This window comes from Alteromonas sp. MmMcT2-5 (assembly GCF_022348315.1).
GTDB lineage: Bacteria > Pseudomonadota > Gammaproteobacteria > Enterobacterales > Alteromonadaceae > Alteromonas > Alteromonas macleodii.
Window position 1 is genome coordinate 1 of the sequence record NZ_JAKRFB010000035.1, and the last position, 25661, is coordinate 25661.

A 25661-nucleotide genomic window follows, 5' to 3' on the forward strand; every position below is an offset into this window, starting at 1 on the left:
GCGAGAACGCAGCTTCCCCCGAACAGTTAAGAAGAGACCACAGCGATACAGCAGAAAGAAAAATGCCGCTCACCTTAAGTGAACGGCATTAGCACTTAGTTGCGGTGTTTTTTTATGCTTTTGTCTACTGGAAATTCAACAAGTTGCGAATGGATAATAATACCTTTAGAACTGGGTATTTTAACATGAACAGGCTACACGGTTCGGCTTTAAGGTAGCACCTTTTGTGCCGTAAACGTACATTGTAAAGCGGTGTTATAGCACGCTAACCATTTAGAGCCTGTTACTTTAAAGATAAAATGGTCGAGCAGTCTGCCTTGTACTTGCTTGCTAGAACAGGTCACAGAAAATTATACGTTTTAATAACCATTGATACCCAGTGTTATACGCTTTTGTCTTACTATACTACATTGGTGATAACACCAATTTGAATGTTAGGTATATGGCAAAAAAAGATGATTGCTGAAAAGGTGATAATGAAGCGAGTGAAGGGAAGTCATATTCGCGCACAAAGCGGTGCAGGTCTTATAGAGATCTTAATCACCTTATTTATATTAGCTGTGGGCTTACTGGGTGTTGCTGCGCTCCAGTTCACGGGCTCTTTTGCCAATAAAGACGCAATAAGCCGAACTCAGGCCGAAATGGTGGCAGCACAACTTGCAGAACGATTGAGAGCCGCCGCTCGCCCAGCAACAGTGGGAGACGGCATGGTAGTCAACAATGCGTACTTCTCTAGCGATACCTATAATTTTGCCACGTTAAGTTGTTCTGGCTCGTCTCATCCTTATCACTGCTACTGTCTGGCAAGGCCGGCAGGGATCCCAAATTGCGAAGGCCAGGCTTGTACTGAAGCACAGATGGCTGAGTACGATGGTTGGGCGCTATCGTGTTCAGCGGTACAAACCAATCCTCAAACTAAAGTGTCGGTATCGTGTGACGACAACAATACGGCAGATATTTACAGCTGTAGTGCAGGTTCTCGTGTAGAAGTGTTGTTGACGTGGCCTGTCGCTTCTTCGGGAAATCAGACCCATACCCTTAATGCGCGATGTAACGAATCTGAAGGTGACAGTAACGCATGTGTGTTTAAGGACATTACATTATGAATGCACGTCGCCACCGCCCACAGCAGGGTTTCTCCCTTGTCGAGTTAATGATTACGTTAACGCTGGGGTTAGTGATATCAGGCGCGATTATTCAAGTGCTCGTCAGTAGTAGTGTGACGAATAAGCTCAATCAAGCCGTGGCTCAAGTACAAGAGTCAGGCCGCTTTATCATGGCTCGCCTCTCTGCAGAATTCTATGAAGTCGGCCGTTATGATCAGATAGTCGCGGATGTGGATACATCCGTTGATATCGTTGCCGAAGCGGCCTATGTGGAAAATCACCCCATCGCTGTAGCAGGGGATTTCGCTACCAACGCGACACTAGGCAGCATACAAACCTCTAGTGGCGGCAGTGATAAGCTGGTTGTGAGCCTACTAAGTGACGAAGATTGTACTGGAAACCAGCACGGCTATGGCGGTCTCGAGTTTCACGTTGTCAATCACTACTTTGTAAGCGGCAGTACACTTAAGTGCACAGGATATGATGGTCGGGTACTTCGTGGCCTAAAGGTGCAGACAGTATCGCCCCTTACCGTAACATTGCTCGATAACGTCGAAAGTTTCCAAGTGCAGTTCGGCGTTTCAAGCAGCATTACCAATTCTCAAGGGCAAGCTGTTTCGTATGTAACCGCAGATGAAATTGAAGATTTAAGGGCGCTTAATCAACAAGTTGTGTCACTGCGCTGGGCGCTAATGCTTAAAAGCTATCAAAATGAAGTGAGACAAACACAGTCTCAGAAATATGCGCTGTTAAACGAAGCATCTAAAACGATGGACACGGCCCATTATTATCAAGTGTTCTCAAAAACGTTGGCACTTCGAAATATGAAAAATTTTGTCAGGAGTTCGCGATGAAACAACAAGGCTTAGTGATGGTATTCGCACTTCTTGTGTTGCTTTCAATCACTGTTTTAGGGGTAAGCGCGGTAACCAGTAGCTTGTCTCAGTCTAAAATGGCAGTGTCTATGCAGCAAAGTGGTTTGGCTTTTGATGCTGCTGAAGCAGCGATCGCGGGCGTTTTCTTTGAATCTGAAGATGAAACCCTACTTACCGACCCGAATAAGACAGACCCGCTCTCGGAAGCTCGGCAGGGTAACGTGTTTGACCCTGAAGCAGATTCAATGAGCTGTTTCGATGACGGGGAGTGGACTGACAGATATATGACTGAAGGCGGCCTTGCTGTTGGTGACAGACATGTGGTGGATGGCACGTATCAAAGTGAGGCCTCGTCAAAGAGTTGGTCGCGCACTGCGTTTATCAGAGAGCAGGCTTGTCGAGGCTCGAGTAACGTGATTGGTGGAAGTAACGTCAATTGCCATGTATTCATTATCAGAGGATGTGGGAAAGTGGCGGGTAAATCTTCTGTTGTGGCGAACAGCTTGGCTGCCTCTGTATTTGGCCCTGCGTCTCAATAGGTATTAATATGAAGAAACTCTCGACTTACCTTGCCTCTATTACACTATTTAGCTGTATCGGTTTCTCTGCGTTTGGTGACGACCTTGATATTTACCTAGGCAACGCAAATAACGCCGTAACCTATAACCCGAATGTGCTGTTTATCATGGACTCATCGGGAAGTATGGGATCTTACGATAACACCAGCCAAACTCGAATGTTGCGCGTACAGAATGCACTAAAAGAAGCGCTCGGTTCGGCGACCAATATTAACGCAGGTTTGATGCGTTTTTCGGATTACGGTGGCCCAATCCTCTATCCGGTTCGCAATATAGATGAAGCGGTAAGACCTGAAATTATCATTTCAACCAACGAAGACGATCACGACGCACATGAAATAGACGGTAGCGTTACCACTGACAGCAATGACCTTGTATTAAGCAGCGGTATCCAAACCGTAACCTCTGGTCTGCGTTTTACCGAGTTAAACATACCTCAAGGCGCGACAATCGTTAATGCCAGCATTAGGTTTACTTCAGAAAAATTCAATGTGGCGGGTACATCCCTTGTTATATCAGCTGAAGCATCGGCATCAAGCACGGCCTTTGCTTCGTCTTCGAACAATTTGAGTGCGCGAACGAAGACCGCGGCTAACGTTGAGTGGGCAACCGATAATAGCTTTCCCGCCTCAGGCGAGGTGATAACCACACCTGACATAAGTGCAGTCATTCAAGAAGTCGTCGATTTATCGGCATGGTGTGGCGGCAAGAACCTTAATATTTTAATAGAAGGCTCTAGCACCGATTCAGCAAGCTCTCGTGAGGTAAGAGCCAGTGACGTAGGCCAAAGTGGTGCGCCACAGTTAGTGGTAACTTATGATGACTCTACCGCTACGGGCTGTGTTCAAGGCGAAGCAATTTATCAAGTAGCCAGTTCACGAGATAACTTGGAAGAGAACGTAAACGGCTACCCGAATACCGGCAGTGAACTGACCTTCCACCCATCTTACAATGATTACATAGGCGTTCGATTTCGCAATGTGAACATTCCTCAAGGGGCGGTAGTAACAGAAGCGTATCTTGAATTTACTGCTTACAGTACGGTGACCTATGGTAACCCGAGCATGCGTATTAGGGGCGTAGCTGATGATGATGCGTCTGATTTTCATCCAGACCGTCGTAACCGCTTACGAAATTTGCCTAAAACATCGGGTATTACCTGGTCCATGCCTGATTTTTACAACAATTATACCTACCGTACGCCTGACGTGAGCAACATTGTTAAGCAAATTGTGGATCGTTCAGGGTGGCGGTCAGGTAACGATATGGCTTTTGTTCTTGATGATTTTGTGTCGTACCGCGGTGCGCATACGTATAACAACTCGCCATCTAAAGCACCGAAGCTTATTGTGAAGTTTAACGGCTCGGCGACACCTGACGCTTCAGCAACGGTCCGTGAACATTTGATCAGCAAAATAGATGAGCTTAGCGCCAACGGTTTAACCCCTATAGTAGACACATTGTTGGAAGCGGCTAACTATTATGGCGGTAGAGACGTAGATTATGGGCGAAAACGTGGGGAAAGTGACGTTAGCAGCTCTGTGCGAAGAAGTACTCGTGTGAGCCACAGAAGCTCTTACATAGGTGCAGATTCAATTTTGCCTTCGGGCTGCTCGGAAGACAACTTGTCAGACAGCGACTGTATCACTGAGCAGATCCCAACACCGGCAAGTTACATTTCACCGGTGTCTGACCTACAGTGCCAAACAAACAATCACATTGTTTTATTGTCCGACGGTGAAGCGAACAACAACCACAGTGTTTCGAAAATTCAGACGTTACTTGGTAAAAGCTGTACCGGAAGTAGCGGTGAGAAGTGCGGCCTAGATTTAGTGAGAAATATCAGTGAAGCGTCAACGTCAGTAATAGGCCCAAGGGTTATTACACACACCATCGGGTTTGCGGCGAACAATAACGCCAACAACTTCCTTAATCAGCTTGCTTTGCAAAGTGGTGGTGGTTTCTATCAGGCAGATAACAGTACGGATTTGCTCGAGGCGTTTAATACTATTTTGCGTTCTGTAAAAGATATTAATGCAACCTTTGTGTCGCCTGGTGTGGCGGTTAACCAGCTAAACCGTCTAACCCATAGGGATGAATTATACTTCGCATTATTTAAGCCGAGCGAGGGGGCGATTTGGCCAGGGAACCTTAAACGTTATCGCTTAAGTGGTGATGAAATTCTCGACAAAAACAGCCTAAATGCGGTGGATAGCGTTACGGGATTCTTTGCTGAAAATGCACACAGCTATTGGTCAACCCTTGCTGACGGTAGCGAGGTAAGTGAAGGTGGTGCAGCCAGTCGCTTGGGCGGGAACCGAAATATATACGTGTTTAATGATACGGGCAGCATTGTAAGAAGTGCCAATGAATTACACGAAAACAATACGAATATAACGAATGCTGATCTTGCCATTCAGGATGAAACTGATGCGAATGCACTAAGAGATGCCATCTTAAAGTGGACTCGAGGCGTGGACGTAAAAGACAGTAACGGCGATGGAAGTACAACTGACTATCGCTCTCAAATGGGCGATCCCATTCACTCTCAGCCTATAATTGTTAACTACGGTACTGACGACTCGGCCATTTTTGTCGCCACCAACCAAGGAATGTTGCATTCATTCGACACTTCAACAGGCGAAGAGAACTTTGCCATCATGCCTAAAACATTGCTGCAGAATCTACATCATTTTTATAAAGACACATCATCGCTAGAGCACAAATATGGCTTAGATGGTGACATGATTCTAAGAACAGTTGGAGACAACAAGTACCTTTATGTTGGTATGCGCAGGGGGGGACGTAATTATTATGTCTTTGATGTGACGCAAAAGACCTCACCCACGCTGAAATTCAAAATTGAAGGCGGGGCGGGGACGCTGGCAAAGTTGGGCCAGACGTGGTCGAGACCCACAATCACTAAAGTGAACATGGGCGGACAAGTTAAAAATGTCATGATTGTTGGCGGTGGCTACGATGACGCACAAGATGATCGTGCTATTCGAGCAAATGATGTCGTTGGCAATGCTGTGTTTATGTTCGACGCTGATACTGGCAGCCTCTTGTGGCATGCAAGTAATGAAGATGCGGATTTAAACTTAACGAATATGACATACAGCGTTCCAGGGCGAATTTCAGTTATTGATAGGGATAACGATGGGTTTGCGGACCATATGTATGTGGCCGATATGGGCGGCCAGTTATTCAGGTTAGACATCTATAATGGAAATTCAGGTACGAATTTTATAAAAGGCGCGCGCATTGCCGACTTCGGTGGCGACACAGCAGAAACCAACCGACATTTCTACTATGGGCCAGACGTAACAGAGATAGCGCTAGGCGATGAGTTGTATTATGGCATAGCCCTTGGCAGTGGATGGCGTGCATCTCCGCTAGATACCGTAGTTGAAGACAACTTTTATATGCTTAAAGACAGCGGCGTATTTAACCGTGATGTAAATGGGAATTACACATTTATGCAAACGGTTTATGAGAGTGGAATGTACAACGCCACGAGTCATGCCTTAAATAGTAGTGACGAGGGGGAGCGCGAGTTGGCTTCACAGGACTTTGCTAACAAGGCTGGGTGGTATTTGAATTTAACCACTAACGGTGAAAAGGTACTGTCTTCTCCGCTAATTATCGATTACAAGGTGTTCTTTACGACCTATGTTCCGGCGGTGAGTAGTACCAGTGCATGTGCTCCGCCCACGGGTAATAGTCGCGCTTATTTAGTCAGTATGTTTAATGGCAACGCCGTCACAGATGTAAATAATGACGGAGAAGTTAACGACGCTGACCGCTCAGCAGAATTAAAACAAACTGGCATCGCACCAGAGACCAAAATTCTTATAGAAGATATTGTGAGTCCAGTGGTTTGCTTGGGTACTGAATGTGTCTCAGCAGTGATTGACGTTGATGAAGATGGCAACGACGAGGCATGTACTAACGCATTTGAGTGTTTAGCTGAAAATATTTACGGAAGATTCGAGCGAATTCAGCGTGGTAGTTGGCACTCAGAAACAGAGAGGGAATAATTGTGAAGCATAAAAAAACAGAGAGCGGATTTTCATTAATTGAGCTTATGATAGTTGTGGCGATAGTGGGCATTATTGCCGCCATTGCATACCCTTCTTACCAAGGTGTTATTGCCGATGGATACCGCGGCACCGGGCAGGCTGACTTGTTGGGGTTCGCATCTGCAATGGAACGTCATCACAGTGGTTCTTTCAGTTATGAAGGTGCGGCAAGTGGTGGCGCAAACACCGGCGCGCCAGCCGTTTTTTCTACTTATTCTCCGTCTTCTGAGCCCCAAGTAAATCGCCGTTATAATTTAACTATACAAGCGGCCAGCGCAACAGCTTATGAGTTGAGGGCAACGCCAGTCAGCGGTACAGGTCAAGCATCAGATGGCACGTTGTTTTACTTCAGTGATGGGAGAAAGGGTTGGGATAAAAATAACAATGGATCCCTTGAGTCCGATGAATATTGCTGGTCATGTTAATTATTAATACTGGTAGATATTCGTAAACCGATTAATGCCACAGGTCGTTTTGACGCCTTAAAAAAACGTAGCGTTGATGTGCTATTGGGCGGAAATTACCAGTAATGACGGTTCACCAAATATTGCGATGTCATCCCAACGTTGGTCAACCGGGTCGTTAACCAGGGCGAGTCGATCCGAATTCAATGAGCCATTGTGCTCAGCGTTTTCATTCAAAGTCACTTGAAAGAGAAGCCTAGAATCAATGCGAGTGGCAAGTAGATAGGTGGTAGTGCTTGTTAAAATAAGCAGTGCCAGCAACACTTCAATTAAAATACTTCCTGTATTTTTCAATTTAGGCATCTTTGAGGATCCTTTATTTCTGGTTTTTCGTTTACCTAATATTCAGCTCAATCGTTTGTTGAGTTATTCCTATACCATGAACCCGGGATAGGGATAATTTTAGCGAGTGTAGTGTGCGATTGAAGGTTTTTTAGCACCGTGGTGGACGGTGTTAATGACCCATCAAGACTCGTGTTCAAGGGGTGGTTGGAAACGTAAGCGCCTTTTATAGATGCCTCAGGCGAAATATGCAAAGTGTGCGTATATGGCGTGGTGGAAAGCATAACTATCAAACCATGGAATTGCGTATCGGCGTGAAGCGAAAGGTCGCCATCCACTATAAGTAGCAATAAAGGCTGGTTTTCGTCTGAGTGTGCTATATCTTCGTTATCCAATTGGCAATCTCCCTCTATCCAGAAAATACTGGCAGGCGGAAGGTCCGCACAATCCTGTTTGGCAACGCTTTGAGGAAAATACGTCGCACTCAGCTGCTCTATGCTTCGATTAAAAAGCCATTCGGTAAGCTGATTGTCCCATGATAATTGTTGAGTTGAAGTAGGTAGCCTTAACAGTGACGGATAGCGCAGAAATTTAGCTGTGTAAATCGTATTACTTTCGTCTTGTGAAACCCGCACGTCAAAGTGTTGCAAAGACTGCTGTTCTTCACCAACTAAATCGGTCTGCTCAATAAATATCGTTGCATTGGATGTGTCTATCCTATTCAACGTTTGCGAGACCGAATGACTTCGTAACAGCTTGGCGATTTCTTTGACTTGCTGCATGTGTGTAACATGCGCCTTCTCGGTATCCCGCTTTGTTTTTTCAATCGTATAAAATTGTTGAACCTGCTGTGATGTACTTATAGCTGAGAAGGTAATAGCGCTTAATAATATGGCCACAATTCCCAACACGGCGATGCCTTGCTGAAAACGAAGCGGTGCAGTAGGGCGTGTAGGTACAACCCCTCCATGGCTTGTTCTAAACTCAATTTTTCTGTTGCCTCTTTGAGGCCACTGCATTTCGGTATTAGTAGTAGGCATTGACAGCCTCAACTATGAACGTTCTGGCGCTTTTGACGGTAGGATCAACTTTACTGTGCAACTCTATTTCAATTTCATAGGCACTTCCCCAGCTACTGCTGTGCCTTCGGTTAACCGTGAATTTGGTGGCAACCGTAGTTTGCGTATCGGTTAAGTCGTACCAACCGCTTTGTATACAGGAATGTCCTGCTACTCGGTACTCGATGGCATTGTCGTGCAATCGGTATCCGAAAAACTCCCCCTGAGCCTGCGATACCACGCCGTCCTTGTTCTTATCATAAGAAAAGGTAACACAGCTATTTTCAGGTTCATTTGCGCGGTGGCCAGTGGTTATTTCGAATACCGTATTTTCGATTGTGGTCGCACCGAAAGGTGATAGGGTGTTAGGGGAGTAAACAAAACCCGCTTTGCTTAGGTGTTGTGTAATTGTACTTTGTAGCGCACGTATGTCGTCTTCTACGCTGGTAGCGTGTTGAATTGATGATTGTGCAATGTGCGACCGCGCCGCTTGAGTTGCAACGGCTGAAATCACTATACTTGCCAAGCCACAGGCCACCAGCAGTTCGGTGAGACTATATCCACAATACGGCTTGATTGCGCCACGACGCATTACATGTTTTAGCATGGCGCTATTCCAGAAATAGACTGAACGCTACATAGCTTTATTCGCCCCAATGTATTAATAACTAACTTTGCCCTGAAGCGCTGGCTTGAAAGCGTTAGCGTCGTATTACTCGCAAAATTGAGGGTACCGTTTTTATTGAACGCGACAATCTTGTCCTCATTATTGGTTGTGCTCAATTCTGTATTCCACCGCGAAGGCAGTGACAAGAAACTCGACTCAGTCAAGGCACAGCTTTGGCGGGTGGCGCAAGAGCACGAGTTTTCTTCGCTCACGAGTACACAGCTATTATGTTCAATTTGCGCAATCAGGAACATGTTCTTTTTGTTTATTAATGCTTTCATTCTCGCCTGTTTTGCGAGTGAGGCTATTCCGGTGGCAGCATGTTTAAAGGCATTTCGCTCATTCCATGCATCAAATGAAGGAATAGCAATTAACGATAGGAGACTGATTACTGCCAGTACGACTAGCATTTCTAAAAGCGTAAACCCATTCAATCTCCGTTGTGGAATGCTTAGCTTGTTGTTGGATGTGTAAGCGTGAAAAGCCATGCGTAAGTCCAGTTACCCTGCTTAGTTCAAATTGGTAATCTCAATGTACTGAAATTCAATTAGAGAGATAGCTGTACCATGGAAGGGAATTATAAAGCGTACATACAACATCATCTGACTGAAGGGTTTTCGCTTGTAGAAATACTGGTTGCAACGGCTATAGCAGGCATATTGTGCGTTGCGACTACGTCGGCAATTACCGCTAGCAAACAACTAAGTCAGCTCAACAAGGTCAAAGCGTACCTTCTGTCTGCCCAAGCAATTCAGTCGCGAAGTTGGCTACTTACAGGCGAGTACGTAACGCACGATGCGTTGCCACCCTCTGGAATAGCCAGCGTACGCATCTCACAAACCATCAGCGACACGGGAATGTATGAAATTAGTGCTACACTGACATCTAGAGCATCTACGGACAGCTGTAGAGTAATAAAAATACGTGAAGACGCACTGACGCCCACAGAATGTTGGTAAGAAAATGCTCGAAACTTAACGATACGAAAAGTGAACGGTTAGCTACAGCTTAACTCATTACCTTCTAGGTCTTCTTTTTTGCCGTTGTCATCACTGTCTACGGCAACAGATATTCTTCCGTAAAGCGATAATAAAAGTGCTGACGCATAGTTTGCATCGTTGTTATTGGGACATAAAGTGATGGTTGCGGCGCGGTCTATTCCGCCTTGCTCGTCGAAGATAAGGCTGCCGGTTATACCGGAGATGGTATTGGCATTACTAAGTGAATCGCTTGCTACAATTAAGACCTCATTGTTATCTCGGCCGCCGTTTCCATTTGCATCTATAAACACCATTTTTGCATTGCGCCAACTCGACGTGCAGGCTGTATAGTTGTGCGTAGGGCACAGCACTACGTTCGTTTGTTCGTCTACCGCAGAAAAGCGAGCGCGTTGAACCACTGCACTTAAATTGTTTAAGTCAGAGGTAATTCTATTCTTGATTACGATATTTTGAATGCCAGGCGCAACTGTGGTGAGAATAATGGCAAGAATAGCGACGGCAACAAGCATTTCTAGAAGGGTTAATCCTTGCTGTCTCGACATTATGGATAGTCGTGCTGTAAGCCTAGTGTTTGTCATAAACGGTATTCGATTCCACGCGTTGCTATAAAGAGAAACAGGCGGGTTTGCTTTTGCGCCGCCTTTCTCCAATGTAATGTTGTAGCGCCATAATTTTACGCTACTTACTCATATTTTAGGGTAAACTAATTTGAGTTGGCAAAGGTATGTTTTACCGCGCAACCGCATATTTGGCCATACGCCTTACGTTTAATGGCTTGTCGTTCTGCTGTGCTTGAATCTCAACTTAATAATAAATAAATTGCTGACCTTAAGTGCTGCACAACTGCAATACCAGAAGAGTAAATCCAAATAGATGCGCGGATACCACTAACATCTGCGGTCAGATTGTCGTAGAATCAAGTTCCAGGACGCCCCAAAAATACGTGGATATAATGATGCAAAAACAAGCAGTTATTGATGAAATGAAAGTGCTGCCTGAAATTGACGTAGAGTACGAAGTCGCACGTCGAGTCTCGTTCATAAAAAAGCAGTTACTTACTTCTGGTTTAAATTCGCTGGTACTGGGTATTAGTGGCGGCATTGATTCATGCACATTGGGTCGGTTAGCTCAATTAGCAGTAAATGAATTAAACGATGAGCACCACGAAAAATACCAATTTATCGCGGTTCGTTTACCTTATGATACCCAAGCCGATGAAGACGATGCACAGAAATCTATCGACTTTATCCAGCCCTCTCATTCTCTTGCAGTGAATGTAAAACCTGGCGCAGATGCTATTCATGCGTCTACTTCACAAGCGCTTGCCAGTGCTAACCTTCTTCCCGACAATGAAGCGAAACAAGACTTTGTGAAAGGAAATGTTAAAGCACGTACTCGTATGGTTATCCAGTATGAAATTGCTGGGATGGTTGATGGCCTCGTTTTAGGTACCGATCATTCGGCTGAAAATATTACAGGGTTTTATACCAAGTATGGTGATGGTGCATGTGACCTTGCGCCGTTGTTTGGTCTCAGTAAGCGCCAAGTACGTGCAGTGGCAGCCCATTTGGGTGCACCACATAACGTCATCACTAAAGCGCCAACTGCTGACTTGGAAAGCCTGTCTCCGCAAAAAGCCGATGAGCAAGCATTGGGCATGTCTTACGACCAAATTGATGACTTTTTGGAAGGAAAGCCAGTTTCTGCGGAAGTGGAAGAGAAATTGCTCTATATTTATGAGCGTACACAGCATAAACGTGTGCCAATTCCAACAATTTACGATGAGTTGTAGTCATGAAAAAAATTGAAGCTATCATTAAACCGTTCAAAATGGACGATGTTAGGGAAGCGCTAGCTGAAGTCGGTATCGCAGGGATGACAGTGTCAGAAGTGAAAGGGTTTGGTCGTCAAAAAGGCCATACTGAACTTTATCGCGGTGCTGAGTACCAAGTTGACTTCCTACCCAAGATCAAAATTGAGCTTGTACTGGACGATGACCGCGTTGAGCAAGCGGTTGAAGCTATTCAAACGTCAGCTAAGACAGGCAAAATTGGCGACGGGAAAATCTTCGTTTACAACGTTGAGACCGCCGTACGAATTCGTACCGGTGAACAAAACGAAGACGCGATTTAACTAATCGGTGTTTATTAAGCATAAAAAAGGGAGCCGCTGGCTCCCTTTTTTGGATGATTATCACACGTTAGTGTTTATCGTCAGAGCATTCACCTGTTTTAGGATCACAGCAGCTGCTTTCTGCTTGGTGCACATGACCGTGCTCAAGCTCTTCTTTCGTTGCTTCTCGTACGTCAACAACAGTCACGTCAAAAGTTAGCGGAATACCGGCAAGAGGGTGGTTACCGTCAACAACAACCTCTTCGTCAGTTGTTTCAATGATAATGACCGATTGCTCACCTTGTGGCGTAGTTGCGCGGAAAGACATACCCACTTCAACATCCATACCGTCAAACATTGAGCGTGGTACAGTTTGTACAAGTTCGTCAGCACGTTCACCGTATGCTTTTTCAGGGTTTACTGAAACGTTGAAGCTATCTTCCTTCGATTTACCAATAAGTGCATCTTCTAGTCCTTCAATTAAGAAGCGACGGCCTAGTAGTACTACTAGTGGCGATTTCCCTTCTGAAGAGTCTAGCGTTGTGCCGTCTTCGGTAGATACGGTGTAGTGTAGCGTTACAACGCTGTCAGAAGTAATTGTCATAACAAATCCTATCTTGGCCCTTTAATAAAGGGCAATAAATGTAATGCAGTAAAAACTGCTTATCGACGTTTTTTCACAATATTGCTAGCTTTCTGCTCAATACTGTACGGCAAAGTATTAGGGTAACAGGTAATGGCGTTATTATCAGCCAATCTGTGTAAATCTTCGCTGGTGGTATCGTTGTTGAGCACTGCAATAAACCAGGTTTCATTATCAAGCGATGCAACATTGAGTATTTTGCCCGCTATACGCCAATTTTCGCCCAACTGCTTTTCTAATGCATCGCCAGGTTTAATATTTACGTTACCTTCAAGCTTAAAGCTGTAGGCGGCGCGTTTGTTTTTACCCAGAAAGCGGGTTCGCGCAACCACCTCTTGCCCCATATAGCAGCCTTTATCAAAGTCGATACCGTTGAGCGCCTGCACATTAATCATCTGGGGCACGTATTCCGCCACTGCGTCGCCTTGCACTAAAGCGTGTACGCTTTGAATTTGTATAGCGTCAAACACGGTTTGGGGATAGCAAGAAAGGGTTTGCGCCTCTATTAACGAATTTATTTGCTTTGCGCCATTATCATCTAAAAGAACAATAATTCCTTTGCAGCTAGTATTGGCAAAATAGGCGACGCCGTGTTCGCTCTCGACCTTTTTAAGAGAACCATTGTCAGGAGTATCGCTCTCAAGAAGGCGTTCCACTTCGTTTTCGGAAAAAAGCTGGCTTAACGCTGCCTTTACTTCGTTAGTTTTCACTGCATCAAGCGAAATAAAATAAGCGCTGTATGTTTGTGTGTCGTCGAGAATATCAACCTTAGAGAACACACCATACTTATTAAGCTGTGCTAATGAATGACTACCCGCATCTTCATTGGTAACCAACAATAATTTGTTTTGGTGGCGAGTTACGTACCCGGTAGACCACGTTTTGCCTTTATTATCACAATGGGCGAAATGCCTGGCAGTATTCTCGGTTAGCTTATTAATGTTGACCGTAATTTGCCCTTGCAGGTAACTGTCGGCCTGTTCTCCTTCCAAAGAAATTATCATGGCATTTGAAAGCTTGACCACAAATTCACTTGGAAGACTTTGTAATGATGCGATAGATGTCATATTCACCACTGTAAAATTCGCTGTATGTACTCAAGGTATGGTAAAACCATCAATATTCAAGGGCAATACATGGGAATGTGCGCAGATTAAGTTCTATTTAGTTTGCCTATCTGACCAAAAGAGCAGTGATCCCCACGCATAGGGCATGGTATTATTGTTAGCGAATAAAAAACGGTATGAAAGACATATGTTTGAACCAAAAAGATTAGCGCGATTAAAGTGGGCGTGTCGCAGAGGCATGCTAGAATTAGACGTACTTTTACTTCCTTTCGTGGAAGAAGCCTTCGATTCTTTAAGTTATGAAGATCAAGAAACATTTGAACGTTTACTTACCAGTGATGACCCTGATTTGTTTGCATGGATCATGGGACACCAAAAGTGCGAAGACCCTGAACTAGCCGCCATGGTGGCGACTATCGTCAACCGTGTCAAAGTATAGAATTTGCATTACGCACAATAGGTTTAGAAGGTTATTTGGGGAAGTATGCGTTGCTGTTTGTCTTTTCGCAGCATTGTGCAGCCTTCCTCAATACTTGTGGTCTTGGCTGAGCTTCTCAAAATTGATAGCGCTTGTTGCTGTTGCAACCACGTTAGTTATTTTCTGGCGTCTTTATGACGCGTTTAGTAACAAAATTTCTGCTACTCAATACGCTCTCTCTTTGACCAGCGATGGTATTATCCGGGTTGTTGACGACAGCACGCTCCCACTGGATTTGCAAAGCATGCCAAAAGGTAGCTTGTTAGTTGATGCTCAGGTCGACGGCACATCAATGAACATTCATCATTCTTCCCAGCTCTTTACTTGGGGGCTGTGTATCAATGTGCTGCGCCAAAAACGCAGATGGTTTGAAAAAGATCATAGCCATCTCGCTTGGATCTTAAAAGGTGAGTGCTGCGAAGCAGACTATCGCCGGTTGGCTAGAGCCATTATCTTGGCCCGAAAAGCAACGCCTTAAAGGAATTAAAAAGATGTTTCGTGAGTATACCAAAGCGTTATTTAAACGCGTTGACGCCAGGCAGCTTATGCAGTTTAAACCGCCTACGTTGCCTCAGCGCATCTATACCAAAACGCTCAATGTCGACAATGTGCACTACGCTTCTTTTTGTCAGGAAGTTGACTGGCCGGCAAATGAGCATGTCCATCCACTTTATTTACAGATGCTTTCCTTACCATTGCAAATGCAGTGTTTGCTGGACAAACAAAGCCCATTTCCATTGCTTGGCCTTATCCACGCCGCTAACAAAGTATCGGTAATAGACCATTGCGATTTAAGCGAACCCTTTGAATGTCGCGTGCGTTTTCACGATGTGAGACCGCATAACCGAGGTTGGGAAGTGGATGTAATGTTAGAGGCGCTGCAGGCAGGGAACCTGGTTTACAGGGCGATAAGTAGTTACTTAGTGAAGGTGAAAGCCGTTCATGTAGCTCCACTTGGTGCAAAAAATGACTTACATGACGATTGTGAATTAGAGAATAGGGCGCTCATCGGCGAAATTAGTGCTTCGGCTAATACAGGTCGCCGCTATGCAAAGCTTTCTGGCGATTATAACCCAATCCACTTGTCTGCAATATCTGCCAAAGCATTTGGGTTTAAACAGCCTATAGCGCACGGCATGTGGACATTGTCACGCGCTGTGTCGGCGTTTGTAAGTCATCAAGACTTCAGACAATCTATGAGCGTAAAAGAAGTAAATTGCCGCTTTAGAAAACCCGTGTTTTTGCCCTGTGACATTCATATTCAACAACACTGTAAAACAGATAATAGTGTGCTAATAGACGTTACCGATAGTAATGACAGCCTTGTGCACTTATCGGCTAGTTTAGTGTTTAATCAGGCCTGAATTAATGTTTAATCAGGTGCAGATTAGCAAAAGGTAAGCGGGAGATAACTATTAAAAAAGGCGCATTAACATTAGCGCCTTCTTTAGACTGATACAGATCTTACTTTATCACTAGTCGGCATCGGCGAAGCTGTCTTGGGTAATTAGTGAGCCAACGTCAGCGCCTGACAGCTGTTTTCTGGGTATAAGTATTGTAGGAACGGGGTTGTCTAACTGTTCAGGGTAATCCAAATTAAAGTGTAACCCTCTGCTTTCCTTTCGCTCCATCGCGCATCGCACAATGAGTTCTGCAACCGTAACAAGGTTTCGAAGCTCTAGCAGGTTGTTACTTACCCTGAAGTGTGAGTAATACTCAGTAATCTCTTGCTCTAATAGCTTAATGCGGCGCATGGCCCGTTCAAGGCGCTTATCCGTGCGTACAATACCTACGTAATCCCACATAAACAGCCTAAGTTCGTGCCAGTTATGTTGAATGATGACTTCTTCGTCAGAGTTAGACACTTGGCTCTCATCCCAAGGCGCAATAGACTCTTCACAGTCTGCACTGGGAAGATTTTTAATAATATCTTCCGCTGCAGCGCTGGCAAAAACCACACACTCAAGTAAAGAGTTAGATGCCATGCGGTTGGCGCCATGCAGACCTGTGTAGGCCACTTCACCGATTGCGTATACATTATTCAAGTCGGTTTTGGCATTAAAGTCGGTCATCACTCCGCCGCAGCTGTAGTGCGCAGCAGGCACGACTGGGATAGGTTCACGGGTTATATCGATACCAAGCGAGCGGCACTTTCGATATATATTAGGGAAGTGCTTAACGATAAAGTCAGCAGGCTTATGACTGATATCCAAGTACATGCAGTCAGCGCCCAATCGCTTCATTTCATAATCGATTGCGCGAGCGACTACGTCGCGCGGCGCAAGATCGCCACGCTCATCAAATTTGTGCATAAAGCGGGTACCGTCGGCGTGGCATAGGTTTGCGCCTTCGCCGCGCAGCGCTTCTGTAATCAAAAAGTTACGTGCCTGCGGGTGGAATAAGCAAGTCGGATGAAATTGATTGAATTCCATATTGGCCACTCGACAACCCGCTCGCCATGCCATGGCAATGCCGTCACCGCTCGACACATCGGGGTTCGATGTATACTGGTACACCTTACTACCACCGCCAGTCGCTAGCGCAACGAAAGGGGCGCGAATTACTTCAACGTGCTCTTGTTGTCTATTCCAAACATAAGCACCCACCACGCTGTTCTTTTCTTCCTTTGAAGGAATGAGATCAATGGCGTTATAGCGCTCAAATATGTGGATGTTTGGATGGGTCGATACCGCGTCGTTTAATGTAATTTGAAGCGCTTCGCCTGTGGCATCTGCAGCGTGAAGAATTCTCCGGTGGCTGTGTCCACCCTCGCGGGTAAGGTGAAAGCGCTCCTCACCAGATTCACTTTTTTCTGTATCAAACGGTACACCGTAGCTGATAAGCCACTCAAGTGACGCCTTTGCTCGTTCTGCAGTAAATCTTACGGCTGGCTCTTCGCAAAGCCCAGCACCTGCAGCAAGCGTGTCTTTTACGTGTGCGTCTATGGAGTCTTGTTCATCGAATACTGCGGCAATACCACCTTGTGCATAGCGGGTAGAGCCTTCATTGCGGTCACTTTTACTAAGTACAATAACCTGACAATGGTCGGCAAGCTTAAGCGCTAAGCTCAATCCTGCCGCGCCACTCCCAATAATCAATACGTCACAACGGTGTTCTATTGCATTTGATGTGGAAGTTAGTGAAGACGATACAGATTTCATGTATTTTTATATCAATTCAAACGAGCAAAGGTTCGGCAAGTCTAAAGGATGAGTAGCAAAACACAATCATTCTTGCCCCCTGGCCTAAGCATTTTTTAAAATATTTAATGCTTTTACAGAACTTTTGTAAAAAGAACGCGTCTATACACATGCTTGTTAGAGCTATTGTGTAGTTGAAGTAGGGAGTAATGGCTCGAATGAGCGAGCAGATAACCGACCAACAACTGGTCGAAAAAGTACAGCGTGGCGATAAAAATGCGTTCAATTTGTTGGTAACTCGTTACCAACATAAAGTGATGCATCTCGTTTCTCGCTATGTGAAAAATACTGGTGACGTTGCTGATGTAACTCAAGAAGCGTTTATTAAAGCATACCGCGCCTTACCTAATTTTCGTGGCGACAGTGCATTTTATACTTGGCTTTATCGCATTGCGGTAAACAGTGCCAAGAACTATCTTGTATCTCAAGGTCGCAAGCCGCCTGCAAGCGATGTCGATGCTGACGAAGCAGATTTCTACGAAGGTAGTGATGCATTAAAAGAGCAATCTACACCCGAGCGAAGCCTGTTATCTGAGGAAATTGAAGAAACCCTGTTTAAGGTAGTTGAGAAGCTGCCGGACGATTTACGTATGGCGATAACGCTGCGTGAAATTGAAGGGTTGAGCTATGAAGAAATCGCGAACGTAATGTCGTGTCCTGTGGGTACGGTGAGATCCCGTATTTTTAGGGCTCGCGAGGCGATTGATAAAGTTATTCAACCGTTGTTAGAAAATTAAAAAGAAATAAAATCAAAAAAAGATGAACTTTCTTTTTTCCACGATGACTAACAGCTGTGTTAGGGTAGTTAACGATCACTTTGATCTGGAAATGAATATATGACGCAACAGCAAGAAAAATTGTCCGCATTCATGGATGGTGAGATAGAAGGCAATGACATCATCGATGCGATTAAGCAAGATGAAGCGCTTCAGGCCAAATGGCAACGTTACCATGTGTATCGCGGTGCAATGCGAAAAGAAGCAAGTGTTGCTCCACAGTTGGACATCACCGCAAGCGTAGCAGCTGCGCTTGAAAACGAGCCAGCTATAGTCGCACCTAAACGCTCGCGCTGGCAGTCGATACCATTGATTGGCAATGTTGTTCCTTTTGCGAAGCAGTCAGGCCAGTTTGCAGTAGCCGCGTCGGTGGCAGTGGCAGTTATCTTTGGTGTTCAATACACTAATCAAGAAGCGCCTACCGAGCCATTTATGACAGCGCCAACGATTGCTCCTCAAGGTGGATTGTCTCCAGTGAGTTTGGAACAAACCAGAACGTTACCACGTAACGACATGAATGAAATGCTTGAGAAAAAGCGCAAAATTAATGCATTGATTGCTGATCATGAGCAGCAAATAAAGCTTAAGCAAGCGCAAGAGGACGAAGGTGAAAGCGAAACAAGTGGACCAGAGCGCCCATAAGTTATCGCAGCCAGTCAACATTAGTTGGAATGTGCTTTCGCAAGTAAATTGCGACTGACATGCATTTCATATTTTAATCATACCAGCATATACTGCTGGTATGTTTGTTTTAAGGCAGGAAAAAATGCGCTGTAGTTCTATCCTTGCACTTTTTTTCATTTCGGGCGCGGCTATTCAGCCCACTATTGCCCAAACTACTTCGCTGAGCGAAGAAACGAAATCTCCTATTGCCCCAGTCCAAAACGTGAATGATGGCGACGTTGAATTAGACGCTAACTCAGAATCAAACACGAGGGCTGTTCGACTAGATGAAGCCGATCAAGAAGAAGCAGTGCGAGAAGACGTGATTCAAGAGCAACTTGAACAAAGTCGAAGCGAGCAAAATGCATCTGCTTCGCGCGCGCGCGAGCCTCAATCGGCCAACCAGTGGTTAGCTGAACTTCAAAACATTATAACCAATGCCAATTTCCAAGTGTCTTTTGTGCAAACTATTGCAGGAAAGGAAACCGTTCCATATTTATGGCGCCACGGGATTATGGAAGATGGCTCTGAATTAGAGCAGTTAAATCTTCAAAATGGACCAGGCCGCGAGCTTATTCGTGTGAACGATGTGGTGAGTGTATTTGAGCCAGATGTACAACCCTATAGCTTGCGTTCAAAGCATATCAACGGCCCAATACCAAGTGTATTATTGTATCATCCTGAACAGCTTGCCGAAGCCTATGAGTTCGTCGCTGTGGGAAGAGCGCGGGTGGCAGGACGTTCAGCGCAACAAATTCGAATAGTCAGCCGAGATAACACGCGATTTGGTTATCAACTGTGGCTGGATGAGTCGTCTGGTATGTTGCTCAAACTGAACATGCTTGATTTGCAAGGGGCGCTATTAGAGCAGATTCAGGTCACGGCCTTTGCGATATCGCCAGAGCCTGCTGATTATTTCTCACGAATTAATTCTGCGTCGTTACCCGCGCCCATGGCGCTGAGCAACACGCCAAATCGTGCACACAAATGGGATGTCACCTATTTGCCGGCTGGCATGCGAGAAATAAAGCAAGATACAAGACGATTGGCCTTAACAGGGCAAATTGTAGAATATAAACTCTTTTCAGATGGATTGGTTGACGTATCTGTGTATGTTCAGCCTGCGGAAGATGCGTTAGGTGAAACGCTGGCGCTGCGCAATGAAGTGAGTACGTTCTTAACGTTGACAGACGGCAAAGCCCAGGTGACAGTGGTGGGAGAAATACCTTTGCAAACCGCTAACGCTATTGCTACGTCTTTACGCCCCGTCAGCAGTGTAAGTAAATAACCGCGCAATTGAGTAACAATGATAAGAGAAACCGCCACCGTAGTTGCCGTTAATGGTGATACGGTCACCGTAGAAGCAGCGATTAAATCCACCTGTAACGCATGCCAAGCACAAAGTGATTGTGGTACCGGCGTTATTTCTCGTGCGCTTGCACCGAAAACGCAGCAGTTGACGCTGCGTACTCCCATGCCTGTGCGGGTTGGCCAAGAAGTGACTGTAGGTATACCGGAAGCAGGTATTTTAAGTGCATCGGCTTGGTTGTATTTGCTACCGCTCATAGCGTTTATCGGGGCATATTCGGTGTCTATATCATTACTTAGCAGTAACGGCTTTACTCACGAGTTATGGGCCATGCTGCCTAGTGGGTTAGTAACCTTCCTTACCTATAAGTTAATTGCTTACAAGTTGCGTCGTGTAGAATGTACGAAATATCAACCTGTCCTATTGGGTCAACAAGATCACAGTGCAGTAGAACATTGATTTTTTGAAGGGCTTTACGCTGCTCAATGGTTTAATACGGGACTGCTCCATACGAGGCCGATTTATACAAGATGATAGCGTTAACTCACGCTCATCAATGTAGCCGAGTTTTGAGATAGAACGAGGAAGTCACGTCAGGTTGCCACTTCCATTCGTTATGTTTCTTGAAAGTAATAAATTTTCCACCACGCCAATTCGCTTTTCGCGCAAGAAATGGGTAAAATCCGCACGCGCTGCGTATAACCCTTTAAGCAAGGCAAGCAGCATTTTTTGTTTAATGAATTTTTCTGCAGGTAATTTCCAGCATTATGCAACAATCGCACATTCGTAACTTCAGTATTATCGCCCACATCGACCACGGTAAGTCTACGCTGTCAGACCGTCTAATCCAGCATTGTGGAGGGCTAACAGACCGTGAAATGGCTGAACAGGTTCTCGACTCAATGGACCTGGAAAAAGAGCGCGGTATTACTATCAAAGCGCAAAGCGTAACGCTGAACTACGAAGCGCGCGACGGTGAAACTTATCAGCTTAACTTCATCGACACTCCCGGACACGTTGACTTTACCTATGAAGTATCTCGTTCTCTTGCTGCCTGTGAAGGTGCGCTTTTGGTTGTTGATGCAGGTCAGGGCGTAGAAGCACAGACATTGGCAAACTGCTATACCGCCATCGAGATGGATATGGAAGTGGTGCCTGTACTAAATAAAATCGACCTGCCTCAGGCTGAACCAGACCGCGTTGCAGAAGAAATTGAAGATATTGTTGGTATCGATGCGCTGGACGCTGTGCGCTGCTCAGCAAAAACCGGTATCGGTATTGAAGATGTACTTGAAGTTATTGTAAATAAAATTCCGCCGCCAGAAGGTGACCGCGAAGCGCCACTTAAGGCGTTGATTATCGATTCTTGGTTTGACAACTATCAAGGCGTTGTTTCACTGGTACGTATTGTCGAAGGCCAGTTGACTAAGAAAGACAAAATTCAAATTATGTCAAACGGTCAAACGCATCAGGTTGACAAAATTGGTGTATTTACGCCTAAGCCACTCGATACGGGCACATTAAGAGCCGGCGAAGTAGGCTTTATCATCGCAGGAATTAAAGATATCCAAGGCGCGCCTGTGGGCGACACCATTACCTTGGCTCGCGAGCCAGCTGACGCAATGCTTCCTGGCTTTAAAAAGGTTAAACCTCAGGTTTATGCCGGTATTTTCCCAATAAGCTCAGACGATTATGAAGATTTCCGTGACGCCCTGGCGAAATTAAGCCTGAACGACGCTTCACTATTCTATGAGCCAGAAAGCTCTGCAGCGCTAGGTTTTGGATTCCGTATTGGTTTCCTTGGCATGCTGCACATGGAAATCATTCAAGAGCGTTTAGAGCGTGAATATGACTTGGGTCTTATCACTACTGCGCCTACCGTAATATACGAAGTAGAAACGACCAAGGGCGAAACCCTTACCGTAGATAGCCCAGCTAAATTGCCTCCGGTAAATGATATCGCTGAAATTCGTGAGCCTATGGTTGAAGCCAATATTCTTGTGCCACAAGAGTATCTAGGCAACGTAATTACACTTTGCGTTGAAAAGCGCGGTATGCAAACCAACATGACATACCACGGTAAGCAAGTGGCGGTAACTTATGAACTGCCAATGGCAGAAGTGGTGCTCGATTTCTTCGACCGTTTGAAATCTACGAGCCGTGGTTTTGCATCGCTTGATTACAACTTTAAGCGTTTCCAGACATCAGACATGGTGCGTGTTGATATTCTAATTAACGGTGAACGTGTAGACGCGTTAGCGGTAATTACGCACAGAGAAAACTCTCAAGGCCGTGGTCGTGAGCTGGTCGAAAAGCTTCGCGAGCTTATTCCACGACAAATGTTCGATATCGCTATTCAGGCGGCTATCGGTAACCATATTGTTGCAAGAAGTACAGTTAAACAGCTACGTAAAAACGTAATCGCGAAGTGTTACGGCGGTGACGTAAGCCGTAAGAAGAAACTACTTCAAAAGCAGAAAGAAGGTAAAAAGCGAATGAAGCAAGTGGGTAATGTTGAATTGCCACAAGATGCGTTCCTTGCAGTATTGAAGGTGGGCAAATAATGGCGAATTACTTCTCCTTGATTTTGGTGGCACTCACCTTAATAACAGGATTAATCTGGCTAGTGGATAGCCTAGTGTTTGCACCAAAACGAAAAGCACGCTTACAGGCTGCGGCAACCGCAGAAGGAGCGGGCTATGGAGAAGATCCTCAACTGCCGTACCTTGTTGATACTTCGCAACAGATTTTTCCTGTTATTGCTTTCGTGTTGGTATTGCGTTCGTTTTTATATGAACCATTTCAAATTCCTTCAGGCTCAATGATGCCCACTCTGTTAGTGGGTGACTTCATTTTGGTTGAAAAGTTTGCCTATGGCGTGAAAGACCCGGTTTTCAGAAGTAAGCTGATTGAAACTGGCGTTCCAGAGCGTGGCGATGTGGTGGTTTTCAAGTACCCTGAAGAGCCTTCAATTGACTACATTAAGCGCGTGATCGGTTTACCGGGCGATACTGTGGTTTATCAAAATAAACAGGTTTATATCAAACCGAAGTGTGAGACTGGCAACAACTGCCCTAAATTGAAAGCCGTACCGCTGACGTTCCAAGAGCGTGGTGAGTTCGTACAGGACATGGCGCAGCTTATGCGTTACACCGAAGATTTAGGCACAGTAGAGCACGACATTTTGCGCCACCCAGTACGCGAGATATCGCCGGTTAATTTTTATACCCAGCCTGGAACGCGCAGCAATGAGTGGATTGTGCCAGAAGGTCAGTATTTCGTGCTAGGCGATAACCGTGATAACAGCCGCGACAGCCGTTTTTGGGGTTTTGTGCCAGATGCAAACTTGGTTGGAAAAGCGGTGGCGATTTGGATTTCATTTGAATTTGAGCGCAGTCCGTCAGACTTCCTTCCAACTTGGGTACCAACAGGTGTTCGATTTGAGCGAGCAGGTGGCATTCATTAATGCAGGGAATTGATAAATATCGTCGTCTGTACAAGGCGATAGGCTACACATTTAGCAATGAAGCTTTATTGGAACAAGCACTTACTCATCGCAGTGCGGCTAAACAGCACAATGAGCGACTAGAATTTTTAGGTGACGCTATTTTAGGCATGATTGTTGGGGAAACGCTGTTTAAGCGATTCCCAACTGTGCCAGAAGGCAAACTCACACGAATGCGCTCTACTTTGGTTAAAGGAGACACACTGGCAGAACTTGCAAAGGAAGCCAGTGTGGGTGAACTACTTAACTTAGGGCCCGGTGAGCTCAAAAGCGGTGGTCATCGTAGAAGTTCGATTTTAGCCGATGCAGTTGAAGCTATTTTAGGGGCTATTTATCTCGATTCCGGTATGGACGAGGTACGAGGCGTTATAGACCGTTTATGGGAAACCCGCATAAACAAACTAGACCCTAATGCCCACCCTAAAGACAGCAAAACTCGTCTTCAGGAGTTTTTACAAGGTCGTAAACAAGCGCTGCCAACCTATGAAGTGCTATCTATTTCAGGGAAAGATCATGCTCAGACTTTTGAAGTTAGCTGTCAGGTAGAAAGTCTACCAGAAGCGGTAGTGGCGTCTGGCAATAGCCGCCGAAAAGCAGAACAAGAAGCTGCTCGTTTAACATTGGAGAAGCTTGATGACAACGCATGATGAATCGAATTTGCCAGAAATGCCTGATATTCAAACTCGCTGTGGCCTAGTTGCCATAGTAGGTCGCCCTAATGTAGGTAAATCGACCTTGCTCAATCGCTTGCTAGGTCAAAAAGTAAGCATTACGTCGCGTAAGCCGCAAACCACGCGCCACCGTATTCTTGGTATAGACACCGACGGTGATTATCAAGCGATTTACGTTGATACCCCAGGGCTTCACCAAGACGAAAAGCGCGCGATTAATCGCTACATGAACCGCGCGGCATCAAGCTCTTTGGCTGAAGTTGGCCTTGTGCTTTTTGTTGTCGAAGGCGATCGATTCAACGCCGAAGATGAAATGGTATTAAGTAAGGTTAAACAAGCGAACCTTCCTTGCTATCTCATCGTAAACAAAATGGATAAGGTTGAAGATAAAGAAAACTTTATGGTTCACCTTAAAAAACTTGGCGAAAAGCACCCGTTTGAGCACATGATCCCTATCAGTGCTAAACAGGGCCGAATGGTTGACGAAATTAGAGAGTTAGTGGCCAAGTCGCTACCTAAAAGTGAGTTTTTCTTCCCGGAAGATTACATTACTGACCGCTCAAGCCGCTTTATGGCTGCTGAAATCATTCGCGAAAAGCTTATGCGCTTTACCGGCGATGAACTGCCTTACTCTACTACTGTGGAAATTGAGCAATTCAAAATGGCAGACAATGGTGTTTATCGTATCAGCGGTCTGATTTTGGTAGAGCGTGAAACCCAAAAACGCATGATCATCGGCAAAGGCGGAAAGCATTTGAAAACCATTGGTGAGCAAGCGCGTAAAGATATGGAAAACTTGTTCGACAACAAAGTATTTCTAGAACTTTGGGTGAAAGTGAAACAAGGCTGGGCAGACGATGAACGTGCTCTGCGCTCTCTAGGTTACGGAGACGACAGTAACTTCTAGTTCACGCTAATATTATCTTTATAACGCTAGTTAGCTGTAACTGGCGTTATATTAGCACGTTATATTAGCAAAGATAGTGAGTCAGCATTTTCGCCAAGTGGTGTAGCTGATGGCTTGTGGACAACTACCTCAGTTAGATGCGCTTATGTGAGCATTTACACGGTGGTTTATTTACTCGGTTTCAACATCTCTAGCAGGCACAACAACTTCTTTTTAG

The 25661-nt window shown here is 45.3% G+C and carries 27 protein-coding genes; 19 read left to right on the top strand and 8 right to left on the bottom strand.

From position 1 onward, the window contains the following. The first annotated feature begins 455 nt into the window (after positions 1–455). The 5 genes from MHN09_RS14470 to MHN09_RS14490 are packed head-to-tail and all read left to right on the top strand — an operon-like array spanning position 456 to position 7066. A complete protein-coding gene (locus tag MHN09_RS14470) occupies positions 456–1106 on the top strand; it encodes a pilus assembly protein PilV (protein ID WP_187446169.1) in 651 nt (216 codons plus the stop codon). Continuing rightward, positions 1103–1960 (top strand): PilW family protein, encoded by an 858-nt coding sequence (locus MHN09_RS14475; protein WP_014950126.1) that lies wholly within the window; start codon positions 1103–1105, stop codon positions 1958–1960. Before MHN09_RS14470 ends, MHN09_RS14475 begins: the two co-directional genes overlap by 4 nt. After that, a complete protein-coding gene (locus MHN09_RS14480; protein ID WP_014950125.1) occupies positions 1957–2520 on the top strand; it encodes a PilX N-terminal domain-containing pilus assembly protein in 564 nt (187 codons plus the stop codon). The genes MHN09_RS14475 and MHN09_RS14480 overlap by 4 nt, the downstream gene beginning before the upstream one ends. Before the next feature lie 8 nt (positions 2521–2528). After that, entirely contained in the window at positions 2529–6599 is a 4071-nt protein-coding gene (locus MHN09_RS14485; protein WP_049586579.1) for a PilC/PilY family type IV pilus protein, read from the top strand. A gap of 2 nt (positions 6600–6601) precedes the next feature. After that, positions 6602–7066: a type IV pilin protein gene (locus MHN09_RS14490; RefSeq protein ID WP_283625447.1), complete on the top strand. Its 465-nt coding sequence runs from the start codon at positions 6602–6604 to the stop codon at positions 7064–7066. Positions 7067–7147: 81 nt separating this feature from the next. Here the strand turns inward: MHN09_RS14490 and MHN09_RS14495 are convergent, their stop codons facing one another. The 4 genes from MHN09_RS14495 to MHN09_RS14510 are packed head-to-tail and all read right to left on the bottom strand — an operon-like array spanning position 7148 to position 9600. Continuing rightward, entirely contained in the window at positions 7148–7408 is a 261-nt protein-coding gene (locus tag MHN09_RS14495; RefSeq protein ID WP_239241201.1) for a hypothetical protein, read from the bottom strand. A gap of 47 nt (positions 7409–7455) precedes the next feature. Next, positions 7456–8427: a hypothetical protein gene (locus tag MHN09_RS14500; RefSeq protein WP_239241203.1), complete on the bottom strand. Its 972-nt coding sequence runs from the start codon at positions 8425–8427 to the stop codon at positions 7456–7458. After that, positions 8414–9052, bottom strand: coding sequence for a potassium:proton antiporter (locus MHN09_RS14505; protein WP_239241204.1), 639 nt, complete (start codon positions 9050–9052; stop codon positions 8414–8416). The genes MHN09_RS14500 and MHN09_RS14505 overlap by 14 nt, the downstream gene beginning before the upstream one ends. Continuing rightward, entirely contained in the window at positions 9046–9600 is a 555-nt protein-coding gene (locus MHN09_RS14510; protein WP_239241205.1) for a prepilin-type N-terminal cleavage/methylation domain-containing protein, read from the bottom strand. Before MHN09_RS14510 ends, MHN09_RS14505 begins: the two co-directional genes overlap by 7 nt. Positions 9601–9678: 78 nt before the next feature. On the opposite strand from MHN09_RS14510, the gene MHN09_RS14515 reads away from it, so the two are divergent. Continuing rightward, on the top strand, positions 9679–10071 hold the full coding sequence (locus MHN09_RS14515) for a prepilin-type N-terminal cleavage/methylation domain-containing protein (protein ID WP_014977002.1): 393 nt from the start codon (positions 9679–9681) through the stop codon (positions 10069–10071). 38 nt (positions 10072–10109) lie between these two features. Here the strand turns inward: MHN09_RS14515 and MHN09_RS14520 are convergent, their stop codons facing one another. Then, entirely contained in the window at positions 10110–10655 is a 546-nt protein-coding gene (locus MHN09_RS14520) for a GspH/FimT family pseudopilin (RefSeq protein ID WP_239241206.1), read from the bottom strand. A gap of 413 nt (positions 10656–11068) precedes the next feature. On the opposite strand from MHN09_RS14520, the gene nadE reads away from it, so the two are divergent. Both nadE and MHN09_RS14530 read left to right on the top strand, forming a co-directional pair. After that, positions 11069–11905, top strand: a complete 837-nt coding sequence (nadE, locus tag MHN09_RS14525) for an ammonia-dependent NAD(+) synthetase (RefSeq protein WP_014950116.1) — start codon at positions 11069–11071, stop codon at positions 11903–11905. Between the two features lie 2 nt (positions 11906–11907). Continuing rightward, positions 11908–12246: a P-II family nitrogen regulator gene (locus MHN09_RS14530; protein WP_014950115.1), complete on the top strand. Its 339-nt coding sequence runs from the start codon at positions 11908–11910 to the stop codon at positions 12244–12246. Between the two features lie 67 nt (positions 12247–12313). Here MHN09_RS14530 and MHN09_RS14535 read toward each other — a convergent pair whose 3' ends face one another. Together MHN09_RS14535 and MHN09_RS14540 are read right to left on the bottom strand one after the other, a co-directional pair. Then, positions 12314–12829, bottom strand: a complete 516-nt coding sequence (locus MHN09_RS14535; RefSeq protein WP_014979789.1) for a peptidylprolyl isomerase — start codon at positions 12827–12829, stop codon at positions 12314–12316. A gap of 59 nt (positions 12830–12888) precedes the next feature. After that, positions 12889–13935, bottom strand: coding sequence for a glycine cleavage system protein T (locus MHN09_RS14540; RefSeq protein WP_239241207.1), 1047 nt, complete (start codon positions 13933–13935; stop codon positions 12889–12891). A gap of 187 nt (positions 13936–14122) precedes the next feature. Between MHN09_RS14540 and MHN09_RS14545 the strand changes: the two genes are divergently transcribed. From MHN09_RS14545 to MHN09_RS14555, 3 genes are all read left to right on the top strand, one after another. Next, on the top strand, positions 14123–14374 hold the full coding sequence (locus MHN09_RS14545) for a succinate dehydrogenase assembly factor 2 (protein ID WP_014950112.1): 252 nt from the start codon (positions 14123–14125) through the stop codon (positions 14372–14374). 121 nt (positions 14375–14495) lie between these two features. Beyond that, positions 14496–14891 carry a hypothetical protein gene (locus MHN09_RS14550; protein ID WP_014950111.1) on the top strand — a complete coding sequence of 132 codons (396 nt, stop codon included), beginning with the start codon at positions 14496–14498 and terminating at the stop codon, positions 14889–14891. A 13-nt stretch (positions 14892–14904) separates the two neighbouring features. Next, the gene (locus tag MHN09_RS14555) at positions 14905–15777 is read left to right on the top strand and encodes a MaoC/PaaZ C-terminal domain-containing protein (protein WP_039228294.1); all 873 of its coding nucleotides are present in this window, start codon (positions 14905–14907) and stop codon (positions 15775–15777) included. Between the two features lie 111 nt (positions 15778–15888). Here the strand turns inward: MHN09_RS14555 and nadB are convergent, their stop codons facing one another. Continuing rightward, on the bottom strand, positions 15889–17574 hold the full coding sequence (gene nadB / locus MHN09_RS14560; RefSeq protein WP_014976996.1) for an L-aspartate oxidase: 1686 nt from the start codon (positions 17572–17574) through the stop codon (positions 15889–15891). A 197-nt stretch (positions 17575–17771) separates the two neighbouring features. On the opposite strand from nadB, the gene rpoE reads away from it, so the two are divergent. The 8 genes from rpoE (at position 17772) to era (ending at position 25444) form a co-directional block, all read left to right on the top strand. After that, positions 17772–18350, top strand: a complete 579-nt coding sequence (gene rpoE / locus MHN09_RS14565; protein WP_012518957.1) for an RNA polymerase sigma factor RpoE — start codon at positions 17772–17774, stop codon at positions 18348–18350. 99 nt (positions 18351–18449) lie between these two features. Continuing rightward, positions 18450–19031, top strand: a complete 582-nt coding sequence (locus MHN09_RS14570) for an RseA family anti-sigma factor (protein WP_014976995.1) — start codon at positions 18450–18452, stop codon at positions 19029–19031. Between the two features lie 124 nt (positions 19032–19155). Continuing rightward, positions 19156–20340 carry a MucB/RseB C-terminal domain-containing protein gene (locus tag MHN09_RS14575; protein ID WP_239241208.1) on the top strand — a complete coding sequence of 395 codons (1185 nt, stop codon included), beginning with the start codon at positions 19156–19158 and terminating at the stop codon, positions 20338–20340. Positions 20341–20358: 18 nt separating this feature from the next. Then, the gene (locus MHN09_RS14580) at positions 20359–20820 is read left to right on the top strand and encodes a SoxR reducing system RseC family protein (protein ID WP_239241209.1); all 462 of its coding nucleotides are present in this window, start codon (positions 20359–20361) and stop codon (positions 20818–20820) included. Between the two features lie 308 nt (positions 20821–21128). Then, complete coding sequence (gene lepA / locus MHN09_RS14585) at positions 21129–22925, top strand: translation elongation factor 4 (protein WP_014950105.1); 1797 nt, start codon at positions 21129–21131, stop codon at positions 22923–22925. Continuing rightward, entirely contained in the window at positions 22925–23827 is a 903-nt protein-coding gene (lepB, locus tag MHN09_RS14590) for a signal peptidase I (RefSeq protein WP_014950104.1), read from the top strand. The genes lepA and lepB overlap by 1 nt, the downstream gene beginning before the upstream one ends. Then, the gene (gene rnc, locus MHN09_RS14595; protein WP_171337348.1) at positions 23827–24513 is read left to right on the top strand and encodes a ribonuclease III; all 687 of its coding nucleotides are present in this window, start codon (positions 23827–23829) and stop codon (positions 24511–24513) included. The genes lepB and rnc overlap by 1 nt, the downstream gene beginning before the upstream one ends. Before the next feature lie 19 nt (positions 24514–24532). Next, positions 24533–25444: a GTPase Era gene (gene era / locus MHN09_RS14600; protein ID WP_014950102.1), complete on the top strand. Its 912-nt coding sequence runs from the start codon at positions 24533–24535 to the stop codon at positions 25442–25444. The last annotated feature ends 217 nt before the right edge of the window (positions 25445–25661 follow it).